Here is a 20,196-nt window from a genome sequence, read left to right as displayed (position 1 = left end):
AGTCACGTGTGTACACCCCCATGCCCCCCAGCCCTCCGACCCGCCGCGCCCTGCTGCGCGGTGCCCTCGGCCTCGGTACGGCCGCCGCACTCTCCGCCTGCGGCGGCGCCGGCACCACGCCCCGCACCTCCGGCGACGTCACCCTCTCCCTGTGGACCCACGACCCGGGCTACGAGGAGTTCTTCGTCAAGGGCGTCCCGGAGGCCGACCGCGCCACCGACTTCCGCTACCACCTGAAGGTGACCCGCTCCGGCCCCCCGGACATCGTCACCAAGCTGCTCGCCCAGGCCGTCGCCGGACGCGGCACCCCCGATCTGGTGGGCTTCGAGATCGGCAGCTTCCCGCGCATGCTGCGCGGCGACATCTCCGAACGGCTGCTGCACGACCTCACCGCCGACGTCGAGGCCGTCCCCGGCCTCAAGGACGACCTGCTGCCGGCCCGCACCGCCCCCTTCAGCAAGGACGGCCGCCTCTACGCCTTCGACTCGGACACCCCGATGGTCGTCTACTTCTACCGCGACGACCTCTTCGCCGCATACGACCTCCCCGCGGACGCGGCGACCTGGGAGGAGTTCGCCGAGGCCGGGGCCCGGGTGTACCGGGACCACCGCGCCTCGCTGTGCGTCGTCTCCACGGCGGGCAGCGACCCGACCCAGGTCGTGCAGTCCTTCCAGATGCTGCTCTACCAGCGCGGCGGCGCGTTCTTCGACGCCGACGGGAAGCTGCTCCTCGACTCGCCGGAGGCCGAGGAGGTGCTGCGGTTCCTCTGCGAGGGGCTGCGCAGCGGCTTCGTCATCGACGTGTCCGACTACTACGGGGCCGCCATGCAGGCCGCTCTGAAACGAGGCCGGGTCATCGGCCTGCCCATGGCCATCTGGTACAAGAACTACGGCCTGGCGCCCAACGTGCCCGAGCAGAAGGGCAGGTGGCGGGTGCGCGACCTGCCCCGGTTCAGCAAGGGCGGCGGGGTGACCGCCGCGCTCGGCGGCACCGGCTTCGGCGTCGTCAAGGACAAGGCCAACACCCGCGCGGCCACCGAGTTCCTCTTCAAGACCTGGCTCACCCACGACGGCCAGGTCCGCCGCTTCACCGAGACCGGCTACCTGCCCACCCGCCGGTCCGTCTACGAGGATCCGCGCCTGGGCGCCTACACGGACGACTTCTGCGGCGGGCAGCGGCTCTTCGGCCTCTACCGCTCCCTGCTGCCGGACGTACCGCCGTTCCACCAGAGCCCGGACCAGTCGATCCTCTACGACGTCCTCGCCGGCAACCTGCTGCGCGCCTACCGCGGCGGCATCACGCCGCGTCAGGCCCTGAAGCAGACCGCGGCGGACTACCGCGACCAGGCCGGCCGATAGGAGTGCGACCGACATGACCACCACCGTCGCCGGCCCACCCGGGACGACCCGCGACCACACCGGCCCGGACCGGGAAGCACGGCGCCCCCACCGGACCTGGGCGCCCTACCTCTTCATCTCGCCCTTCTACCTCCTCTACGTCCTGTTCCTGCTGATCCCGGTCGGCGCCTCGCTGTGGCTGAGCCTCACCGAGTGGGTGGGGCTCGGCACCCCGCGCTGGGTGGGGCTGCGGAACTACCGGCTGCTCGCCACCGACATCAGCTTCCACCGGGCCCTCGGCAACACCGCCGTGTTCGTGCTGGTCGCGGTGTGTGTCGTCGTTCCCCTGGCGCTGCTGATCGCCCAGGCCCTCAACACCCGGGGCCTGCGCGTACGGGACCTGTGGCGCACCGCCTACTTCGTGCCGATCGTGGTCTCGCCCATCCTCGTCGCCCTCGTCTTCGGCCTGATCTTCGACCGGCAGTTCGGGCTCGCGAACGCGGTGCTGCGCGCCCTGTTCGGCACCGGCGGCGTCGACTGGCTCGGCGATCCGAGCCTGGCGAAAGCGAGCATCGCCCTGGTGATGCTGTGGCGCTGGACCGGCTACCTCACCGTCTTCTTCCTCGCCGGGCTCCAGAACGTGCCCCGGGAGCTGTACGAGGCCGCCGCCCTCGACGGCGCCGGGCGGCTGCGCATCTTCACCACCGTCACCCTGCCGGCGCTGAAGCCGGTGACGGCGTTCGTCGTCGTCACGTCCTTCATCGGCGCGGCCCAGATCTTCGAGGAGCCGTACCTGCTGACCGGCGGCGGGCCGGCCGAGTCCACCCTCTCCGTGACCATGTTCATCTACCGGGCGGCCTTCCAGCGCCAGCAGTTCGGCTACGCCGCCGCCGCGGCCGTCGTCCTCTTCGTCCTCGTCTTCGGCCTCAGCCGGCTCTTCAACCGTCTCCTCGGCATCGGGAGGGCCGCCTCATGACCCGCACCCGCGCACCTCTCTACGGCGCACTCGTCCTGCTGCTCCTGGGCTTCCTCGCCCCGCTGCTGTGGGCGCTGAGCGGCTCGTTCAAACCGCGCGGCGACATCTTCGGCTACCCGCCGGAGTTCGTCCCCGACCCGTTCACCCTCGACAACTACCGGACCCTGCTCACCGACCAGCCCTTCGGCCGCTGGTTCCTGATGAGCACGGTCGTCGCCGTCGTCGCCACCACCGTGTCCGTCTTCGTGTGCGCGCTGGCCGGCTACGGCTTCGCCAAGTTCCGCTTCGCCGGCAAGCGGCTGCTGTTCGACGTCATGTTCAGCTCGTTGTCGATCCCGTTCGCGGTGATCCTCGTGCCGCTCTTCGTGGTCCTGGTCAAGACCGGGCTCGGCAGTCCGTGGTTCGCGCTGATCGTGCCGTGGGTCGCGCCCGCGTTCGGGATCTTCATGATGCAGCAGTACATCGTGCAGTCCATCCCGGACTCGGTGCTGGAGGCCGCCCGGATCGACGGGGCGAGCGAGTTCGGCATCTTCCGGACCATCGTGCTGCCGCTGCTGCGGCCCGCGCTGGGCGCCCTGGCCGTCTGGCAGTTCCTCCAGAGCTACAACAGCTTCCTGTGGCCGCTGGTGCTGGTCTCCGACAGCTCCCAGTACACCCTGCCGCTCGGCCTGCAGACCCTGTTCGTGTCGGAGCAACGGCAGTACGACCTCGTGCTCGCCGGAGCCGTCCTCGCCGTCCTGCCCGCCGTCGCCCTCTTCGTGCTGCTGCGCAAACAGCTGCTCGAAGGCCTGTCCACGGGCGCGGTCAAGGGCTGACGCCCGCTCGGTCCAGCTGAAGGAGAAGAATGTTCGAGCTGCCTCGGCGCGTCCTGTTCGGCGCCGCCTACTACCACGAGTACCAGCCCTGCGATCGCCTCAAGGACGACCTCGACCTGATGGCCGAGGCCCGCTTCTCGGTGATCCGCGTCGGCGAGTCCGTCTGGTCCACCTGGGAGCCCGAGAACGGCCGCTTCGACCTCGACTGGCTCCAGCCGATCCTGGACGGCGCCCACGAGCGGGGCATCTCCGTCATCCTCGGGACGCCCACGTACGCGGTACCGCCCTGGCTGGCCCGGCAGTACCCGGAGATCGCCGGGGAGAGCCGCACCGGTGAGCGCATCGGCTGGGGCGCCCGGCAGGAGGTCGACTTCACCCACCCGGCGTTCCGCTTCCACGCCGAGCGGATCATCCGCAGGATCACCGAACGGTACGCCGACCACCCGGCGGTCATCGGCTACCAGGTCGACAACGAACCCGGCCTGCACCTCTTCCACAACCACGGCGTCTTCCAGCGCTTCACCGACGAACTGCGTGAGCAGTACGGCGACGTGGAGACCCTGAACCGCGAGTGGGGCCTGGTCTACTGGTCGCACCGGCTGTCCACCTGGGCGGACCTGTGGACCCCGGACGGCAACGCCCAGCCGCAGTACGACCTGGCGTGGCGGCGCTTCCAGGCCCGGCTCACCACCGAGTTCATCGCCTGGCAGGCCGACATCGTCCGCGAGTACGCCCTCCCCGGCCAGTTCGTCACGACCTGCATCTCCTACGACCGCCAGGGCGTCGAGGACGACCGGCTCACCGACCGCCTCGACGTCACCGCGGGCAACCCGTACTACACGATGCAGGACGCCCTCGCGCTGCCCGACCCGGGCGGCGCCGGGCAGAACTGGACGACCAACGGCACCTGGGCGCTGTACCGCAGCGCCGACCGCATGTACTCCTCACGCCAGGAGCCGTTCCTGGTCACCGAGACCAACGCGCAGGCCATCAGCGGGCCGTGGGACAACCGCCCGGCCTACGACGGCCAGTGGCGGCAGGCCGCCTGGGCGCTGATCTCCCGCGGCGCCTCGATGATCGAGTACTGGCACTGGCACACCCTGCACTTCGGCACCGAGACCTACTGGGGCGGCATCCTCCCGCACAACGGGCGGCCCGGCCGCGTCTACCGCGAACTGGCGGCGCTGGGCGGGGAGCTGGAGAAGGCCGGCGACCTCGTCGCGTCCCTCACCCCGGACGCGGACGTGGCCTTCCTCTACGACGGGCCCAGCAAGTGGGCGCTCCAGGGCCAGCCGCCGCTGGCCGGTCCCGACGGGGGCCCGGACGGGCGGTCGTACGAGAGGATCTTCGACGCCTTCTACCGCGGTGCCTTCGACGCGGGCCTCCAGGCGCGCGTCCTGCACCCCGGGCAGCTCCCGGACGCCGATCTGCCGCCGCTCCTGGTCGTCCCCGCCTACTACGCCGCCGACGACACCGTCCTGGACCGGCTCCGTGCCTACGCCGAGGCCGGCGGCCATCTCGTGCTCGGGCCCCGCACCGGTTACGGCGACACCGAGGCCAGGGCCCGCACCGACCTCCAGCCCGGCCGGCTGGCCGAGGCGGCCGGGGTGACGTACGACGAGTTCAGCAACCTCGGCGATCCGCTGCCCGTCACCGGCACGGAATCCCTCCCCCTCCCGGCCGACGCGCACGCCCTGCACTGGGCGGACGGGCTGCAGCCGCAGGGCGCCGAGACGCTGGCGGCGTACGTGCATCCGCACTTCGGACGCTGGCCCGCGGTCACCACGCACCGCCACGGCGCCGGGCGCGTCACCTACGTCGGCACCGTCCCCGACCCGGTCTTCGCCCGGGCCCTGTTCGACCGGTACGCCCCGGAGGGCGCCTGGCGCCCCGCACACCCGAGCGTCACGGCCACCTCGGCGACCGCCCGGGACGGCCGCCGGGTGCGCTTCCTGCACAACTGGTCGTGGGAGGAGGTGTCCGTGCCGGTGCCCACCGCCCTGCGGGAGGTGCTGTCGGAGACGGTGTACGGCGACGCGGTACCGCTCGGACCCTGGGACGTGAAGGTGCTGGTGGAGGAGGCGGTGCTGACGGACAGCTGACCGCCCGGGGGCCGTCCCCGGGTGCCGCCGGGGCACCTTGCCGTCAGAGGATCCTGCGGTGCACGAGGGTCGACAGGACGAGGGCGCCCGGCAGGAGCGGGAGCCACACCGTCAGAACGCGGTAGCCGATGACGGTGGCCGTGGCCGTGGCCACGGGGGCGCCGAACGCGGCCATGGTGAAGACGAGCGCGGCGTCCACGGGGCCGATACCGCCCGGCGCGGGCACGGCCCCGACCGCGGTGCCGGCCACCAGCAGCGCGAGGATCACCTGCGTCCACGACAGGGGCAGCCCGAGCGAGAAACCGACCGTGGCGATCACACTGCCCTGGAGCAGCGGGGTGGCGGCCGCTCCGCCCCACAGGGCGAGCACACGGCCGGGCCGGGTGTGCAGCTCGCGGGCGTCGGTCAGCGCGGTGCGCAGGAAGCCGACGACGGGGCGGCGCAGCGCCCGTACGGTCACGAGCGTCACGGCGGTCGCGGCCAGCGCGAGCAGCGCGCCGCCCGCCGCGAGGAGCAGGGTGTGGTCGTCCGGGACGAGTGCACCGAGCCGCAGTACGTCCGGGAACGCCACCAGGAACGTGAACAGCACCACCGTCCTGGCGACCGGTTTGGCCAGGGAGTACAGGGCGAGGGAGGCGGTGGCCCGGGGGAGGGGGATGCCGCGGCGCTGGAGGAAGCGCAGGGTGACGGCGTGCGCGCCGAGGCCCGCCGGCAGCACCTGGTTCGCGGCACCGGCGGCGAACTGCGAGGCCACCAGCAGCCCGGGCGGCAGCCGCTCCGGCAGGGCGCCCTGCCGGACACAGGCGGCGGCCACCCACGTCAGACACGTGCAGGCGAACGCGGCGAGCAGCCACCAGGGATCGGCCGAGGCCAGCCGGGCAGCGCCCTGGAGCGCCGCCCGCCGGTCGGTCAGGGCCCACCCCCCGACCAGCAGCAGCGGAAGCAGGGCCAGGGCGGGCCGGACGAGCCGCGCGGCGGCGGGGGAGCGGCGGGGCGGTGCGACGGGGAGCGGGGCGGGGAGCGTTTCGAGCCGAAGCCGGGACACGGCGTACGTCGTCCTTCCGCGTCACGCCCGGGGACGGGGCGGACGATGCAGGGCGAGTCAGGGGACGCCGGAAACGTGCCCGGCCGGCGTGACGCCCCGGTGTCAGGCAGCGGAAGCGAGAGGGGCGGGAGAACGACAGGGCCGATTCCGCGACAGCGGAGCCGCCTACGCGGCGACGGCCCCCGTCCCGGCCACCGGGAACCCCGGGCTCCGCAGTACGCGCCCGGCCGCGTCCACCGCGAACACCTCGCAGTTCTCGCGGGCCGCCGCCCACTCGACGCCCTGGGTGCCCAGGGCGAACGCCGCGGTCGCGACCGTGTCCGCCTGGGTCAGGGTGGGGGCCACGACGGTCATGCTGAGGAGACCGGTCGCCGGCCGGCCCGTGCGGGCGTCGAAGATGTGGTCGCCGCGTTCGTAGCGGGCGGAGGTCGCGACGGCCCCGTCCGTGAGGTCCAGGACCGTGCAGAGCCGGTCGGCGCGCTCGGGGTGGCGTACGCCGACGCGCCAGGGGCCGCCGGAGGCGATCACGTCGCCGCCCGCGTTGAGGCAGAAGCGCCGCGCCCCGGCCGTCCGCAGCAGCTCCGCTCCCTTCTGCACCGACCAGCCCTTCACCACGGCGCAGGGGTCGAGGCCGCGGCCGGGCAGCCGGACGTCGAAGGCGCCCCCGGTCGCGATCCGGTACTCCTCGCACAGGTCCAGGACCTCGCGGAGCGCAGGACTGGGGTCCGGGACCTCGCCCCGGTCCAGCCGTGCCACCTCGCTGTCCGGGCGGAACGGGCTGAACCGCGCGTCCACCTCGCGCAGCCAGGCGAAGAAGCCGTCCACGGGCGCCCCGGGGAAGCCCTCGTCGTCGATCCGTACCGACACCGGGAACCCCATGACGTGCTCGACGCGCCGCATGCCGTCAGCCCCTCGCGTCGATCGCGGCCTGGAGCGACTCCTTGTAGCCGTCGCTGGTGATGGTGGCACCGGACACCGCGTCGATGTCGGCGCTCTGCGCCTGGAGCGTCTCCTCGATCAGCTTCGGCACGGCGGCCCTGGTCTGCGGATGGTTCGGCTGCTGGAGCATCCGCACCGAGGCGATCCGGTCGCCGGAGAAGGTGACCTGGACCTGCACCGGACCCTTCTCGGTGTCGAGCGTCGAGCCCGACACGACCGTGGTCGTGGTGCCGCCCGACGAGGAGACCGAGGGGGTCGACGCGGGCGCGGCGGCCTCCGTGGTGGACGACGACCCGGTGTCGTGCGACGGCGCGTACCGCCAGACGGGGATCAGGCCCGCGACGCTCAGGACGAGGACGGGTAGGGCTCGCTTCACGGTGTTCTCCTCGTTCCCGTCAGCCGGCCAGGCTGAAGCGCTCGAAGTGGGTCTGCGTCCTGGGCACGCCCAGCTCGCGCAGGCTGCCGAGCACCGCGTTCATCATCGGCGGCGGGCCGCACAGGTACACGTCCCGGTCGGCGATGTCCGGCACCAGACGCGCCAGCTCCCGCGGCGCCAGCCGGTCGGGCACCGGAGGCCCGGTGACCAGGTGCAGCTCGGCACCCTTGGCGAGCGCGAGTTCGCGCAGTTCGTCGTAGAGGACGGCGTCCCGGTCCGTGGCCACCCGGTAGATCACGACCGCGTGGCCGTGCAGTTCCTCCAGCAGGGCCCGGATCGGGGTGACACCGACACCACCGGCGATGAGCAGGGCGTCCGGGCGGGTGCGGTGCAGGGTGGTGAAGGCGCCGTAGGGCCCCTCGGCGAACACCCGCGTGCCGGCCTTGAGGTGCCGCAGGGCCGCGCTGCCGTCGCCGGCCCGCTTGACGGTCAGGCGCAGCGTACGGCCGTCCGGCGCGGCGGACAGCGAGAACGGGTTGGCCTGCCACCAGCGGTCCCTGGTCAGGAACCGCCACAGGAAGAACTGTCCGGCGCGGGCGGGCAGCCGGTCCAGGTCGCGGCCCGTGACGTAGACCGAGACGACGTCGTCGTTCTCGGGGACGACGGCCGTGACCCGGAGCCGGTGGCGGAGGTTGCGCCACAGCGGCAGCACCAGCCGGCCCGCGAACACCGAGGCGAGGGCCACGCCCCACACGGCGTACCAGTAGGTCCTCGCCACCGACGACGAGGTGAACGTCGTGCCCGCCGCGACCTGGTGCGTGAACGCCAGCACCACCGCGACGTAGGTGTACAGGTGGATGAAGTGCCAGGTCTCGTACGCCAGCCGGCGCCGGGCGTAGCGGGCCGAGACCACGCCGACCACGATGATGATCGCCAGGGCGGTGATCGCGCGCAGCACGCCCTCGACGGTCTCCGCGAGATCCACCAGCTGGTTCACCGGGTCCAGGGACGAGGACTGCGCGTAGCCGAAGACGATGAACACGACGTGGGCCAGCAGCAGCCACAGCACCGAGAAGCCCGTCCAGCGGTGCCAGGACGTCAGCCGGTCCATGCCGATCCGCCGGTCGAACCACGGCAGCCGCGCCACCAGCAGCAGCTGGAACGCCATGAGCAGCGCCCCGTACAGTCCCGCCAGCCGCCCCAGCACGATCAGCGTGTTCGAGGCGAAACCGGCCTGGACGAAGAAGACGGTCACGACGACCGCGTTGGCCAGCAGCACCGCGTACAGGCCGGTGCGGCCCAGCACTCCGGGGCGCACACCCGGGCGGGACGCCGCGGGGCGTTCTTGGAGGGTCGTCACGTTCGGCAGCTCCTTGATCGGATCCTGGGATACCGAGCTTGTCGCGGGGGAGCTGTCGGAATGCTGTCGCCCAACTTTCAAGTATTTATCGATCCGGCGGCGAAGGGGCGGACGGCTATGGCGGCACCGGACACGTGCAGCACTATGAGCGGGTGGAAAAAGTACGACTCCTCGTCGTCGACGACGACCCGCCCATCGCCGACCTCGTCGCGACCGTCGCCCGCTACGAGGGCTGGGAGGCGGTCACCGCGTACTCCGGCGAGGACGCGCTGAAGCGGGCCGCCGAGTTCCACCCGGACATCGTGGTGCTCGACCTGATGCTGCCCGGCGTCGACGGCTTCGGCGTCCTGGACCGGCTGCGCGCCTCCGGCACGATGGTGCCGGTGGTGTTCCTCACCGCGCGCGACGGCGTCGCCGACCGGGTCGCGGGCCTGACCCGGGGCGGCGACGACTACCTGGTCAAGCCGTTCGCCGTGGAGGAGCTGATGGCCCGGTTGCGGACCGTGCTGCGGCGCAGCGCCGGCCCCGCCTTCCAGCGGTCCGTGCTCCAGGTCGGCGATCTGACCATGGACGAGGACACCCGCGAGGTGCGGCGCGGCGAGAACGCGCTGTCGCTGACCCCGACCGAGTACGAGGTGCTGCGCTACCTGATGCGCAAGTCGCCCACCGTGCTCACCAAGGCGCAGATCCTCGACCACGTGTGGGAGTACGGCTTCGGCGGCCGTTCCAACGTCGTCGAGCTGGTCATCAGCCGGCTGCGCCGCAAGCTCGACGAGACGGACGACGGCGGCGCGCCGCTGATCCACACCGTGCGGGGATTCGGGTACGTACTGCGGCAGGCCTCCGAGTGATCACCCGGCTGCGGCGGGCCTACCGCAGGATGCGCCTGGGCACCCGGCTGGCCCTGGGCCTCGGCGCCCTGTCGCTGGTCGTGTTCGCCGTCGTCGGCACGGCCCTCACCACGTACATGCGGGACTACCTGTCGGCCCAGCTCGACACCCAGCTGGCGCAGGCCCAGATCGCCCAGTCCAAGAGCATCGCCGACTACGGCACGCTCTCGGGCAAGAAGTACTACAGCTGGTTCTACGCCGTGTACGACGTGTCCAACGGACCGCCCGAGCTCCGCAGACCGGAGGATCCGGCCGATCTGCCGAAGGACGTCGACGACTTCGCCGCCCTGGCCTCGGCCCAGACCGCCGCGCACAAGGAGCTGTTGCGCACCGAGCACCTCAGGGGCGCGGGCACCTACCGGCTGCGCGCCTGCGAGGTCGAGCCCGGGGTGGTCCTGGTCAGCGCCGCGCCCATGGCGGACATCGAGGACACGGTCGGGCAGCTGATCACCATCCAGGTCGTCACCTTCGCGCTCGCGCTGCTCGCGCTGGTGGTCTTCGGCCGCCGGATGCTGCGCCGCGGGCTGAAGCCGCTCAGCGACATGGCGTCCACCGCGCACGGCATCGCCTCGCACGACCTGACCGAGTCGGCGGCCCGGCTGCCGCTGCGCGCCGACGGCCGGGACGGCGGCCCGGAGGTGGACGAGCTGCGGACCGCCTTCAACACGATGCTGGAGCACATCGACGACTCCCTCGCCGTGCGCGCGGAGGCCGAGCAGCGGCTGCGCCGGTTCGTCGCGGACGCCTCGCACGAGCTGCGCACCCCGCTGATGTCGGTACGCGGCTACGCCGACCTGTTCCAGTACGCCGCCGCCAACGCCCCCGAGGAACGCGACCGGCACCTGGCCAGGCTGCGCGCCGAGGCCGCCCGGATGGGCATCCTCCTGGACGACCTGCTGCTGCTCGCCCGGCTGGACGCGGCGGAGGCGGAGGCGCCGCTGCGGCTGGAGGACGCCGACCTGGTGGAGCTGGTCCAGCAGGCCGCCGACGCCTTCCGGGCCGGCCGGCCGGACCACCCGCTGACGGTGACCACCGGCCCGGCGGCGCTCACGGTGCGACTGGACCCGCAGCGCGTCCGGCAGGTCCTGGACAACCTGCTCGCCAACGCCGCCGTGCACACCCCGCCCGGAACGCCGGTGTCCGTGGACGTCACCGTCGCCTCCGACACCGCCCTGGTCCGGATCGCCGACGCGGGTCCCGGCATCCCGGCCGAGGACCAGGAGCGCGTCTTCGACCGCTTCTACCGCGTCGACAAGGCCCGCAGCCGCGACCGCGGCGGCAGCGGTCTCGGCCTCGCGGTCGCCCAGTCCCTGGTCCGGGCCCACGGCGGCCGGATCGAGCTGAACAGCGAACCGGGGGCGACGGTGTTCACCGTGCGCCTGCCGCTGAAGGAGACGGGTCTTACGGACCGTTGAGACGCGCCCTCTAGACTCGACCGGCAACAGCCCGTACGACCATGGCCAAAAGTCTCCGCCAACCGAAGGGCCCCGGCGTCTTGATACGGATCGATTCAGTCACCAAGCGGTACCCGGACGGCACGGTGGCGGTCGACCGGCTCTCGCTGGAGATACCCGACCGCTCGATCACCGTCCTCGTCGGACCGTCGGGCTGCGGCAAGACGACCACCCTGCGGATGATCAACAGAATGGTCGAACCGAGCGAGGGAACGATCCTCCTCGACGGCGAGGACATCCAGCGGCAGCCCGTCACCACCCTGCGCCGGTCCATGGGTTACGTCATCCAGAACGCCGGCCTCTTCCAGCACCGCACGATCGTCGACAACATCGCGACCGTGCCCCGCATGCTCGGCTGGGGCAAGCAGAAGGCCCGGGCACGGGCAGCGGAGCTGATGGAGCGGGTCGGGCTCGACGCCGCGCTCGCCAAGCGGTACCCGTACCAGCTGTCCGGCGGCCAGCAGCAGCGCGTCGGCGTGGCCCGGGCCCTGGCCGCCGACCCGCCGGTGCTGCTCATGGACGAGCCGTTCTCGGCGGTCGACCCGGTGGTGCGCAAGGGACTCCAGGACGAACTGCTGCGCATCCAGGACGAGTTGGGCAAGACCATCGTCTTCGTCACCCACGACATCGACGAGGCGATCAAGCTCGGCACGATGGTCGCCGTGATGCGCACCGGCGGCCACCTCGCCCAGTACGCGCCCCCGGCCGAACTGCTGTCCAGCCCCGCCGACGCCTTCGTCGAGGACTTCCTCGGCGGCGACCGCGGCATCCGGCGGCTGTCGTTCTTCCCGTCGGCACCGCTCGAGCTGACGAGCGACCCGGTGATCCCGCTCGACGCCACCGCCGAGCAGATCGCCGCCCCCGACGCCCCCTACCTCCTGGTCACCGACGCGGACGGCCGGCCGCTCGGCTGGAGCGCCCCGCGTGACCTGGTCGCGGGGGAGATCCGGCCGGACCGGCTGCTGTCCCACGGGCGGCCGTTCGTGCCCGGCACCGACTCGCTGCGGGTCGCCCTCGACTGCGCGGTGCTGTCGCCGACCGGCTGGGCCGTCGCCGTGGACACCGGCGGGCGGGTGACCGGCGTCGTCTCGCAAGCCACCATCGGCGAGGCGATCCGCACCGCCCACGCGGCGGGGCGCGACGACGAGAAGGTCGCCGGATGAGCGACTTCCTCCACGACTTCTTCGACATCCCGAGCGACCTCCAGCACAGCTGGATCGGGCTGGTCGGACTGCACTTGAGAGAGGCCCTGCTGCCGGTCGCCGCCGGACTGCTCCTCGCGCTGCCGACCGCCCAGCTCTGCGTGCGCTTCCGCTGGCTCTACCCGCCCGTCCTCGGCGTCACGACCGTGCTGTACGCCATCCCGTCGCTGGCGTTCTTCGTCGTCCTCATCGACTACACCGGGCAGACCGAACTCACCGTGATGATCCCGCTGGCCGTGTACAGCCTGGTGGTGCTCGTCCCGGCGATCGTCGACGGGGTGCGCTCGGTGCCGCAGGAGACCCTGTCCGCGGCCACCGCCATGGGCTTCGGGCCCGTACGGCGGTACTTCCAGGTGCAGTTGCCGATCGCGGTCCCGGCGATCATCGCCGGCCTGCGGGTGGCGACCGTGTCGAGCATCTCCCTCGTCAGCGTCGGCATGCTGATCGGCAACCAGGGCGCGCTCGGCAACCTGCTGCACGACGCCCAGATCTACAACCGGCCCGAACTGACCTGGAACTCCGTGATCACCACGGCCCTCCTGGCGATCCTCGTCGACGCCCTGCTGGTCCTCGTGCGCGTGCTGCTGACGCCCTGGATGCCCAGCGGCACGGCCGGCCGCAAGCAGGCGCCCGCACTCAAGGACGCAGACCGGTGAACGTACTCAACTTCGTCAACTCCTTCTTCAGCGACAGCGCCCACTGGCAGGGCTACGACGGCATCCCGGCCCGCCTCGGGGAACACGTCCAGTACACCTTGGAGGCGCTCGCCCTCGCCGCCGCCATCGGACTGCCGATCGGCCTGGTCACCGGCCACTACGGGCGCGGTGGGAACGCCCTGTCCCTGGTCGCCACCGCCGGCCGGGCCCTGCCCAGCTTCGGCCTGCTGGTGCTGATGACGACCCTGCTGGGCTTCGGGATGCTGCCCGTGATGATCCCGCTGGTCGTCCTCGCCGTCCCGCCGATCCTGGTCACCACCTACGAAGCGATGCGGTCCGTCGACCCCTCGCCGGTGGACGCCGCCCGCGGCATGGGCATGCACGAGTCCCGGATCCTCTTCCAGGTCGAACTGCCGGTCGCGCTGCCGCTGATCCTCAGCGGCCTGCGCTCGGCGGCCATCCAGATCGTGTCGACGGCGACCATCGCCGCGTACGTCAGCCTGGGCGGCCTCGGCAGGTACATCGTCGACGGCCTCTACCAGCGCGACTACGAGAAGGTGGTGGGCGGCGCGACGCTGGTCGCCGTCCTGGCGCTGGTCACGCTCGCGCTGTTCTGGGCGGTGGCACGGGTCGCGGTGTCGCCGGGCGTGCGCAGGAGTTGAGACGCACGGGGACGCGGGCTGCCGCAATCCGCCGCACATCGACGCCGATTGGTGACCAGGCTGCTCTTGACTGACCGAATATGGGCTGGCTTGGATCAATGGGTGATTACTACGGCGAAGAGCAGCACCCGGTCCATCACGAGGCACCCCGGCGCGGCCGCAGTCGCGCTCGCCGCGACGGCAGCTCTTCTCGGAGGCTGTTCCTCCGGAGGCACCTCCGACGACCCGCTCAAGGGCGGCGGAGCGGAGAGCGGCACCGTCGTGGTCGGCTCCAACAACTTCGCCGAGAGCATCCTGCTCGCCGACATCTACGGCGAAGCCCTCAAGGCCAAGGGCATCAAGGTCACCTACAAGCCCAACATCGGCAGCCGTGAGACCACGTACGGTCTGATGAAGAACGGCACCATCACCGTGCTGCCGGAGTACAACGGCTCCCTGCTGGCGTACCTCGACGCCAAGGCCAAGCCGAAGACGGTCGAGGAGACCACGACCGCGATCAACGGCAAGCTCGACTCCGAGCTGGAGCTGCTGAAGCCCTCGGCCGCGCAGAACAAGGACTCCGTGACCCTCAACGCGCAGACCGCGAAGAAGTACGAGCTCACCTCGGACTCCTCCATCGGCGACCTCAAGGACATCGCCAAGGACCTGGTCTTCGGCGGCTCGCCGGAGTTCCAGACGCGGCACCAGGGCCTGGCGGGCCTGAAGTCGGTGTACGGGCTGGAGTTCAAGTCCTTCAAGTCCCTCGACGCGGGCGGGCCGCTGACCCAGGCGGCGCTGAAGAAGAACACCGTGCAGGCCGCGGACGTCTTCACCACCGACCCGACCATCGCCCGGGAGAAGTTCGTCGTCCTGAAGGACCCGGAGAACCTCTTCGGCTTCCAGAACGTGCAGCCGCTGGTCCGCAAGGGCGAGCTGTCCAAGGAGGGAGTCGAGGCGCTCGACGCGGTCTCGGCGAAGCTCGACACGAAGGCGCTGCTCGAACTGGACGCGCAGGTGCAGCTGGAGAAGAAGGACCCGCTGGACGTGGCCAAGGCGTGGCTGAAGTCGGCGGGCCTGGACTGACCCTCCCCCAGGGGGTGTCCGCAAGGTCCCGCCTGCCCCGCGACCTTGCGGACACGCCCTAGCCCTGCACCGCTGTTGCGATCAGCTGGTCGATCAGGGCGATCAGCACGTCCCGGCAGGACTCGCGGTCCCGCGCGTCGCACAGCAGCACCTGCACGTGCTCCGGCACCGCGAGTGCGTCCCGGATGTCCTCGGCCGGATACGGGTGTTCCCCGTGGAAGCCGTTCACCCCGACGACGAACGGGATGCCCCGGCGTTCGAAGAAGTCGATCGCGGCGAAGCTGGACTCGGGTCTGCGGACGTCGACCAGGACCACGGCACCGAGCGCGCCGAGGGCCAGGTCGTTCCACATGAACCAGAACCGCTGCTGCCCCGGCGTACCGAACAGGTACAGCACCAGGTCCCGGCTGATGGTGATCCGGCCGAAGTCCAGGGCCACGGTGGTGGCCCGTTTCTCCTCGATACCGTCCAGGTCGTCGACGCCCAGACCTGCCATGGTCAGGGGTTCCTCGGTGCGCAGCGGGGCGATCTCGCTGACCGACCCGACCATGGTGGTCTTGCCCACGCCGAAGCCGCCGGCGATGAGGATCTTGACCGTGTCGGGTGCCGAGGACGCGTCGGTGGCGACGTCAGAGCCGGCCAAGGCCGTCCCTCACTTTCTTCAGCAGGTCCAGGTCCGGAGTGGTACGGGATACGAGGCGGGGCGGACGGACGGTGATCCGGCCCGCCTCCAGCAGGTCGCAGAGCAGGATGACGACCACGCTCACCGGCAGGTCGAGCCGGGCGGCCAGCTCCGCCACGGCCATCGGCTCGGCGCACAACCGGAGGATCCGGGTGTGCTCGGGCTGGCACCGGGCCGCCGCCGTGGGCTGCGGATCGACCGCGGTCACCGTCGCGATGAGCGTGAAGTCGGCGCGGCTGGGCCGGGTCCGGCCACCGGTCAGCGCGAACGGCCGTACGAGCCGCCCCGCCGAGTCGCCTCCGGCCACCTCACACGCCTGGGTCGACGACGGGGCCGGCCACGCCCCGCGGTGCCGCGCTGAGGTGCTCGCCGATCTTCTTCACCAGCATGTTCATCTGGTACGCCACCACACCGACGTCCGCGCCGGGCCCGGTGAGCACGACCAGGTGGGCGCCGGGACCGGCGGAGGTGAGGATCAGATAGCTGTTGGCCATCTCGATGAGCGCCTGGCGCACCGGACCGCCCCGGAAGTCCATGCTGACGCCCTTGCTGAGGCTCATCAGGCCGGACGCCGTCGCCGCGAGCCGCTCGGCGTCGTCGCGCAGGAATCCGGTGGACTTGCTGACCACCAGGCCGTCCTCGGACAGCACCACGGCCTGGTTCACGTCGGCGACCCGCTCCACGAGTCCGGTCAGCAGCTGGTCGAGCTGGGTGTGCGTGGCGGGGATGGGGCGTGTCATTGCGGTGTCCTTCGTCAGCGGTCGGCGGGCGGAGTCGAGGGGACGGGTTCGGCCGCGGCCTGCCGGGGTGGTGCGGCCGCGTCCTCGTCGTACGGCGGCTCGGCGTCGTCGTCACGGGCCCGGAGCGTGCCGCGCTGGAAGCCGGCCAGGGACGATGCGGCTGCCTCCGCGGTGAAGTCGTCGGGGGAGCCGTCGTCGCCGACGGGCGCGGACTCCTCGCGCAGTTCCTCCACCAGGCTCGTCTGCGGCACCCGGCGGGGGAGCGGGGCGAGACCGTCCCGGCGGGGGATGACCTCGCGGGCGGCGGGCGCGGCGGCAGGGGCGGTGGCGGCCCGGACCGACACGAGGGGCCGGGGCTCGCGCGCGGTCCCGGCGGCACCCTCCGGCTCCTCGGCGGCCGTGGCATCGTCGGCATCTTCGGCCTTCTTGGCGTCCAGCGGGCTCCGCCCGTCGACCGGACCCGGTTCGTCCACAGCACTCCGCCCGTCCGTCCCGTCCTTGGCGTCCCGCGCACCGGCCTCCGGGACCTCCCGCACCACGACGTCGTGCGGTATCAGCACGATCGCCGTGGTCCCGCCGTACGGCGACGAGCGCAGGGTGACGGCGATGCCGTGCCGGTGGGCCAGCTGGGCTATCACGAACATGCCGAGCCGCAGGTCGTCGGCGAGCGCCACCACGTCGAACTGCGGGGGGACCGCGAGCTGTTCGTTGAAGGACGCGTAGTCCTCCTCCGACATGCCGAGGCCGCGGTCCTCGACCTCGACGGCCAGGCCCTTGGCGACCATCCCGGCCCGCACCGTGACGGGGCTCGGGGCCGGCGAGTACGCGGTGGCGTTGTCGATGAGCTCGGCCAGCAGATGGATGACGTCGGCCACCGCGGGCGGTGCGACGTACACCTCCTCCTCGGTGTGCACCTCCACCCGCTGGTACTCGGCGACCTCGCCGACCGCACTGCGCAGGATGTCGATCAGTGCGACCGGCTCGGTCCAGCTGCGGCCGGGCCGTTCGCCGCTGACGATGACGAGGTTCTCCTCGTAGCGGCGCAACTGGCTGGCCGTCGAGTCCAGTTCGTACAGGCCCTTGAGGATGTCGGGGTCGGTGTGCTCGCGCTCCAGCGTGTCGAGCTTGCTGAGCTGGAGGTTGACGAGGTTCTGGCTCTGCCGGGCGATGCCCAGGATGATCTTCTGGAAGCCGCGCCGGGTGTCGGCGAGTTCGACGGCGGTGTGCACGGCCGTGCGTTGGGCGGTGTTGAACGCCTGGGCCACCTGGCCGAGTTCGTCGTGCCCGTAGTCCAGCGGGGTCGTCGCGGACTCCGGGTCGACCGTCTCGCCCCGGTCGAGGCGGGCCACCACGTCGGGCAGCCGCTCCTGCGCGAGGCTGACGGCGGCCCGGCGCAGGCCGCGCAGCCGCCGGGACAGCGAGCGGGTGATCCGCCAGGACATGCCGACGCACACCAGCAGCGCGAGCAGCCCGCCGGCGCTCAGGATCCCCGCCTTGATCAGCAGTGCGTCCGCCTTGTCGGCGCTGCGTTCGAGCAGGCCCGTCGTCTGCCGCTGGATCAGGCTCGCGTAGTGCTCGGACAGCTTGTCCATGGCGGCGTTCCACCGCTTCTGGCTGTTCGGCAGGGCGATCCGGTCCGCGGCGGCGCTGGAGTTCCGGGCCGCCAGCACCTGGTCCTCGACGGACTGGAGCGTCTGCCACTCCGGGCTCGCCAGGATCCGCTCGGTCTGTGCCTTGGCACTGCCGGTCAGCTGGGGCACGATCTGGTCCTGGACGAGCCAGCGCCGGGTGTTCACCAGCTCCGTGAACTGCACCCAGGCCTTGTCGTCGAGGTGCCCGGACGGCCAGGCCAGGGTCAGCTGCGCGTCCTCGCGGGAGACCAGCTCCGCCGCGTGCTCCAGGGCGACCAGCGGACCGGCCTGCGAGGTGAGGTCGCCGTCGTCGACCTGGGAGAGCTCCTGGAAGGCGTGGATCTGGTCGTCGATGATCGAGGAGTACTGGTCCAGCGCCTGCTGCGCGGTGATGTCGGTCGGGTGGTCCACCTGGTCGCGGTAGTACTCCAGGCTGCCCACCGAGCCCAGCACCGAGTACAGCCGGTCCGATATGCGGGAGGGCGCCTTCTCGATCGCGTCCGCCTGCCCGACCAGCTTCGCGACCGCCGCGTCGGTCTGCTCGCGCTGCGCGTCGAGGGCGGCCCGGGAGCCGCGCGGCGAGGCCAGCCAGGCCGCCGACAGGCTGCGTTCCCGCTGGAGGGCGAGCGTCGCGTCGGTGCCCATGGCACCGGTCGACCGGCTCAGCTCCGTCTGGTCACGCAGCCGAAGCCCCTCCGAGAACATCTGGATGGTCGTCACGCCCCACATGGCGGCGAGGGTGACGCTGGGCACCAGGGCCAGGAGCACCAGGGAGAGGCGTATGGAACCGAGACGGCGCCGGGTACCTGTCCGTCGAGACATCGTCGTCCTAGGGCGATCAGCGGGGAGCGAGCAACGGGGAGGCGGAACGGTCGGGGAGGGGGGTGGGGGACGGACGCGGGGGAGTTCGTGTGCCGGTTACGGCACATGGGATGCGCAGGATGTTATCCGTACAAGTGACCGCAGGGGCCGGGCCTGACCGAATCTTTGGCGACACCGTCACAGGAAGTGCCCGGTCACCGGGTCCCGGCGGCGGCGAACCGTGCCACCGCGGACACGTTGGACCTGGTCACGAACGCGGGGCCGGTGAGCACCGGGGCCGCCCCGCCGCCGCTGATGTTGCCGTTGGTCCGGTACAGCCACAGGGCGTCCACCGCGAGGTAGCCCTGGAGGTAGGGCTGCTGGTCCACGGCGAACTGCACGTTGCCGCCCTGGACCGCCTTGACCACGTCCTTGTTGAGGTCGAAGGTGGCGACCTTGGCCCTGCTGCCGGCCTGCTTGACGGCGTCGACCGCGCTGAGCCCGTACTGGGCGCCCAGGGTGACGACCTCGTCGATGCTGGAGTCCTGCCGCAGCCGGGACGCGATCGTGGCGGTCACCGCCTTCATGTCGGTGCCGTCCACGTACAGGTTGTCGGTCTCGCCGTCGAAGGTCTTCCGCACACCGGCGCAGCGGGCCTCCAGCGCGACGTTGCCCCGCTCGTGCACGACGCACAGGGCGTGCTTGGCCCTGACCTCGTCCAGCTTGTCGCCGACGGCCCGGCCGGCGACGGACTCGTCCTGGCCGAAGTACTCCAGCAGGCCCGCCGGCCGCCAGGCGTCGATACCGGAGTTGAGCCCCACGACGGGTATGCCGGCCGCCTTGGCCTGGGCGATCGGGCCCCGCATCGCCGCCGGTTTGGCGAGCGTCACCGCGATGCCGTCGACCTTGTCGCGGACCGCGTCCCGCACCAGCGTGGCCTGCGCGGCCGGGTCGGCGTCGCTGGCGTAGGTCAGGTCGACGCCGTCCTTGGCGGCCGCCGTCTCGGCGCCCCTGCGCACCAGGTCCCAGAAGGCGTCGCCCTTGCCGCCGTGCGTGACCAGGGCGACCTTCATCCCGCCGCCCGCACCGCCCACCGGGTCCGCGTCCGACCCGTCGTCGGTCGCGCCGAGGACGGAACAGCCGGCCACCAGCAGACACACGGCGGACACCAGGGCCGCGACACGGGTGAGTCTCGCGGAGGTGTGCGGCGGGGGAGGAGTGTTCATGAGGGGCGGACCTCGCTGTGCGGCCGAGCAAGAGCAGGGTGAGAGCACAGACGGGCCGTGAGCACGGACCGGATGACTCTCGCTGGCCCGGAGCCAACCGTGTGTGACCACTGGGCGTCAAGTGAGCAGCCACCTGCCGTGAGTTGATGGTGCCGCATCGTGATGATCTGTCCGACGGGTCGAACAGTGGAGGTCATCCCCTGGTTTTCCATACCGTCCATGCGGTTCGGGGCCGACGTC

The 20,196-nt window shown here is 71.7% G+C and carries 19 protein-coding genes; 10 read left to right on the top strand and 9 right to left on the bottom strand.

Annotated elements, in window-relative coordinates; translation table 11 throughout:
* The first annotated feature begins 8 nt into the window (after nucleotides 1-8).
* From SCNRRL3882_RS09090 to SCNRRL3882_RS09075, 4 genes are read left to right on the top strand one after another with little or no spacing between them, the layout of a single operon-like run.
* Nucleotides 9-1,358 carry an ABC transporter substrate-binding protein gene (locus tag SCNRRL3882_RS09090; RefSeq protein WP_010034130.1) on the top strand — a complete coding sequence of 450 codons (1,350 nt, stop codon included), beginning with the start codon at nucleotides 9-11 and terminating at the stop codon, nucleotides 1,356-1,358.
* 13 nt (nucleotides 1,359-1,371) lie between these two features.
* On the top strand, nucleotides 1,372-2,313 hold the full coding sequence (locus SCNRRL3882_RS09085; protein WP_010034132.1) for a carbohydrate ABC transporter permease: 942 nt from the start codon (nucleotides 1,372-1,374) through the stop codon (nucleotides 2,311-2,313).
* Nucleotides 2,310-3,128 carry a carbohydrate ABC transporter permease gene (locus SCNRRL3882_RS09080; protein ID WP_010034135.1) on the top strand — a complete coding sequence of 273 codons (819 nt, stop codon included), beginning with the start codon at nucleotides 2,310-2,312 and terminating at the stop codon, nucleotides 3,126-3,128. The genes SCNRRL3882_RS09085 and SCNRRL3882_RS09080 overlap by 4 nt, the downstream gene beginning before the upstream one ends.
* A gap of 29 nt (nucleotides 3,129-3,157) precedes the next feature.
* Nucleotides 3,158-5,230, top strand: a complete 2,073-nt coding sequence (locus SCNRRL3882_RS09075) for a beta-galactosidase (RefSeq protein WP_010034138.1) — start codon at nucleotides 3,158-3,160, stop codon at nucleotides 5,228-5,230.
* 43 nt (nucleotides 5,231-5,273) lie between these two features.
* On the opposite strand, the gene SCNRRL3882_RS09070 is transcribed toward SCNRRL3882_RS09075, so the two are convergent.
* From SCNRRL3882_RS09070 to SCNRRL3882_RS09055, 4 genes are all read right to left on the bottom strand, one after another.
* On the bottom strand, nucleotides 5,274-6,275 hold the full coding sequence (locus SCNRRL3882_RS09070; protein ID WP_010034141.1) for a lysylphosphatidylglycerol synthase transmembrane domain-containing protein: 1,002 nt from the start codon (nucleotides 6,273-6,275) through the stop codon (nucleotides 5,274-5,276).
* A gap of 165 nt (nucleotides 6,276-6,440) precedes the next feature.
* Complete coding sequence (locus tag SCNRRL3882_RS09065; RefSeq protein WP_010034143.1) at nucleotides 6,441-7,175, bottom strand: FAD:protein FMN transferase; 735 nt, start codon at nucleotides 7,173-7,175, stop codon at nucleotides 6,441-6,443.
* Between the two features lie 4 nt (nucleotides 7,176-7,179).
* Nucleotides 7,180-7,590 carry an FMN-binding protein gene (locus SCNRRL3882_RS09060; RefSeq protein ID WP_010034144.1) on the bottom strand — a complete coding sequence of 137 codons (411 nt, stop codon included), beginning with the start codon at nucleotides 7,588-7,590 and terminating at the stop codon, nucleotides 7,180-7,182.
* Nucleotides 7,591-7,609: 19 nt separating this feature from the next.
* Complete coding sequence (locus tag SCNRRL3882_RS09055) at nucleotides 7,610-8,950, bottom strand: ferric reductase-like transmembrane domain-containing protein (RefSeq protein WP_010034145.1); 1,341 nt, start codon at nucleotides 8,948-8,950, stop codon at nucleotides 7,610-7,612.
* A gap of 152 nt (nucleotides 8,951-9,102) precedes the next feature.
* On the opposite strand from SCNRRL3882_RS09055, the gene SCNRRL3882_RS09050 reads away from it, so the two are divergent.
* The 6 genes from SCNRRL3882_RS09050 (at nucleotide 9,103) to SCNRRL3882_RS09025 (ending at nucleotide 14,876) form a co-directional block, all read left to right on the top strand.
* Complete coding sequence (locus SCNRRL3882_RS09050) at nucleotides 9,103-9,801, top strand: response regulator transcription factor (RefSeq protein ID WP_010034146.1); 699 nt, start codon at nucleotides 9,103-9,105, stop codon at nucleotides 9,799-9,801.
* The gene (locus tag SCNRRL3882_RS09045; RefSeq protein ID WP_010034149.1) at nucleotides 9,798-11,255 is read left to right on the top strand and encodes a sensor histidine kinase; all 1,458 of its coding nucleotides are present in this window, start codon (nucleotides 9,798-9,800) and stop codon (nucleotides 11,253-11,255) included. The genes SCNRRL3882_RS09050 and SCNRRL3882_RS09045 overlap by 4 nt, the downstream gene beginning before the upstream one ends.
* An 80-nt stretch (nucleotides 11,256-11,335) precedes the next feature.
* Entirely contained in the window at nucleotides 11,336-12,457 is a 1,122-nt protein-coding gene (locus SCNRRL3882_RS09040; protein WP_010034151.1) for an ABC transporter ATP-binding protein, read from the top strand.
* Nucleotides 12,454-13,152 carry an ABC transporter permease gene (locus tag SCNRRL3882_RS09035; protein WP_010034154.1) on the top strand — a complete coding sequence of 233 codons (699 nt, stop codon included), beginning with the start codon at nucleotides 12,454-12,456 and terminating at the stop codon, nucleotides 13,150-13,152. Before SCNRRL3882_RS09040 ends, SCNRRL3882_RS09035 begins: the two co-directional genes overlap by 4 nt.
* Nucleotides 13,149-13,814: an ABC transporter permease gene (locus tag SCNRRL3882_RS09030; RefSeq protein WP_010034167.1), complete on the top strand. Its 666-nt coding sequence runs from the start codon at nucleotides 13,149-13,151 to the stop codon at nucleotides 13,812-13,814. The genes SCNRRL3882_RS09035 and SCNRRL3882_RS09030 overlap by 4 nt, the downstream gene beginning before the upstream one ends.
* Nucleotides 13,815-13,916: 102 nt before the next feature.
* Nucleotides 13,917-14,876, top strand: a complete 960-nt coding sequence (locus SCNRRL3882_RS09025) for an ABC transporter substrate-binding protein (RefSeq protein WP_418952365.1) — start codon at nucleotides 13,917-13,919, stop codon at nucleotides 14,874-14,876.
* A gap of 58 nt (nucleotides 14,877-14,934) precedes the next feature.
* Here the strand turns inward: SCNRRL3882_RS09025 and SCNRRL3882_RS09020 are convergent, their stop codons facing one another.
* The 5 genes from SCNRRL3882_RS09020 to SCNRRL3882_RS09000 form a co-directional block, all read right to left on the bottom strand.
* Entirely contained in the window at nucleotides 14,935-15,519 is a 585-nt protein-coding gene (locus SCNRRL3882_RS09020) for a GTP-binding protein (RefSeq protein ID WP_010034173.1), read from the bottom strand.
* The gene (locus SCNRRL3882_RS09015; RefSeq protein ID WP_010034175.1) at nucleotides 15,506-15,865 is read right to left on the bottom strand and encodes a DUF742 domain-containing protein; all 360 of its coding nucleotides are present in this window, start codon (nucleotides 15,863-15,865) and stop codon (nucleotides 15,506-15,508) included. The genes SCNRRL3882_RS09020 and SCNRRL3882_RS09015 overlap by 14 nt, the downstream gene beginning before the upstream one ends.
* A gap of 1 nt (nucleotide 15,866) precedes the next feature.
* Nucleotides 15,867-16,298, bottom strand: a complete 432-nt coding sequence (locus SCNRRL3882_RS09010; RefSeq protein WP_010034179.1) for a roadblock/LC7 domain-containing protein — start codon at nucleotides 16,296-16,298, stop codon at nucleotides 15,867-15,869.
* A gap of 14 nt (nucleotides 16,299-16,312) precedes the next feature.
* The gene (locus SCNRRL3882_RS09005) at nucleotides 16,313-18,751 is read right to left on the bottom strand and encodes a nitrate- and nitrite sensing domain-containing protein (RefSeq protein WP_029180764.1); all 2,439 of its coding nucleotides are present in this window, start codon (nucleotides 18,749-18,751) and stop codon (nucleotides 16,313-16,315) included.
* 194 nt (nucleotides 18,752-18,945) lie between these two features.
* Nucleotides 18,946-19,956 carry a substrate-binding domain-containing protein gene (locus tag SCNRRL3882_RS09000; RefSeq protein WP_010034184.1) on the bottom strand — a complete coding sequence of 337 codons (1,011 nt, stop codon included), beginning with the start codon at nucleotides 19,954-19,956 and terminating at the stop codon, nucleotides 18,946-18,948.
* Nucleotides 19,957-20,196 lie beyond the last annotated feature (240 nt).

It is taken from the genome of Streptomyces chartreusis NRRL 3882 (assembly GCF_900236475.1).
GTDB lineage: Bacteria > Actinomycetota > Actinomycetes > Streptomycetales > Streptomycetaceae > Streptomyces > Streptomyces chartreusis_D.
The sequence above is the reverse complement of the archived record's forward strand: the minus strand, read 5'-3'. Positions and strand labels throughout refer to the sequence as shown.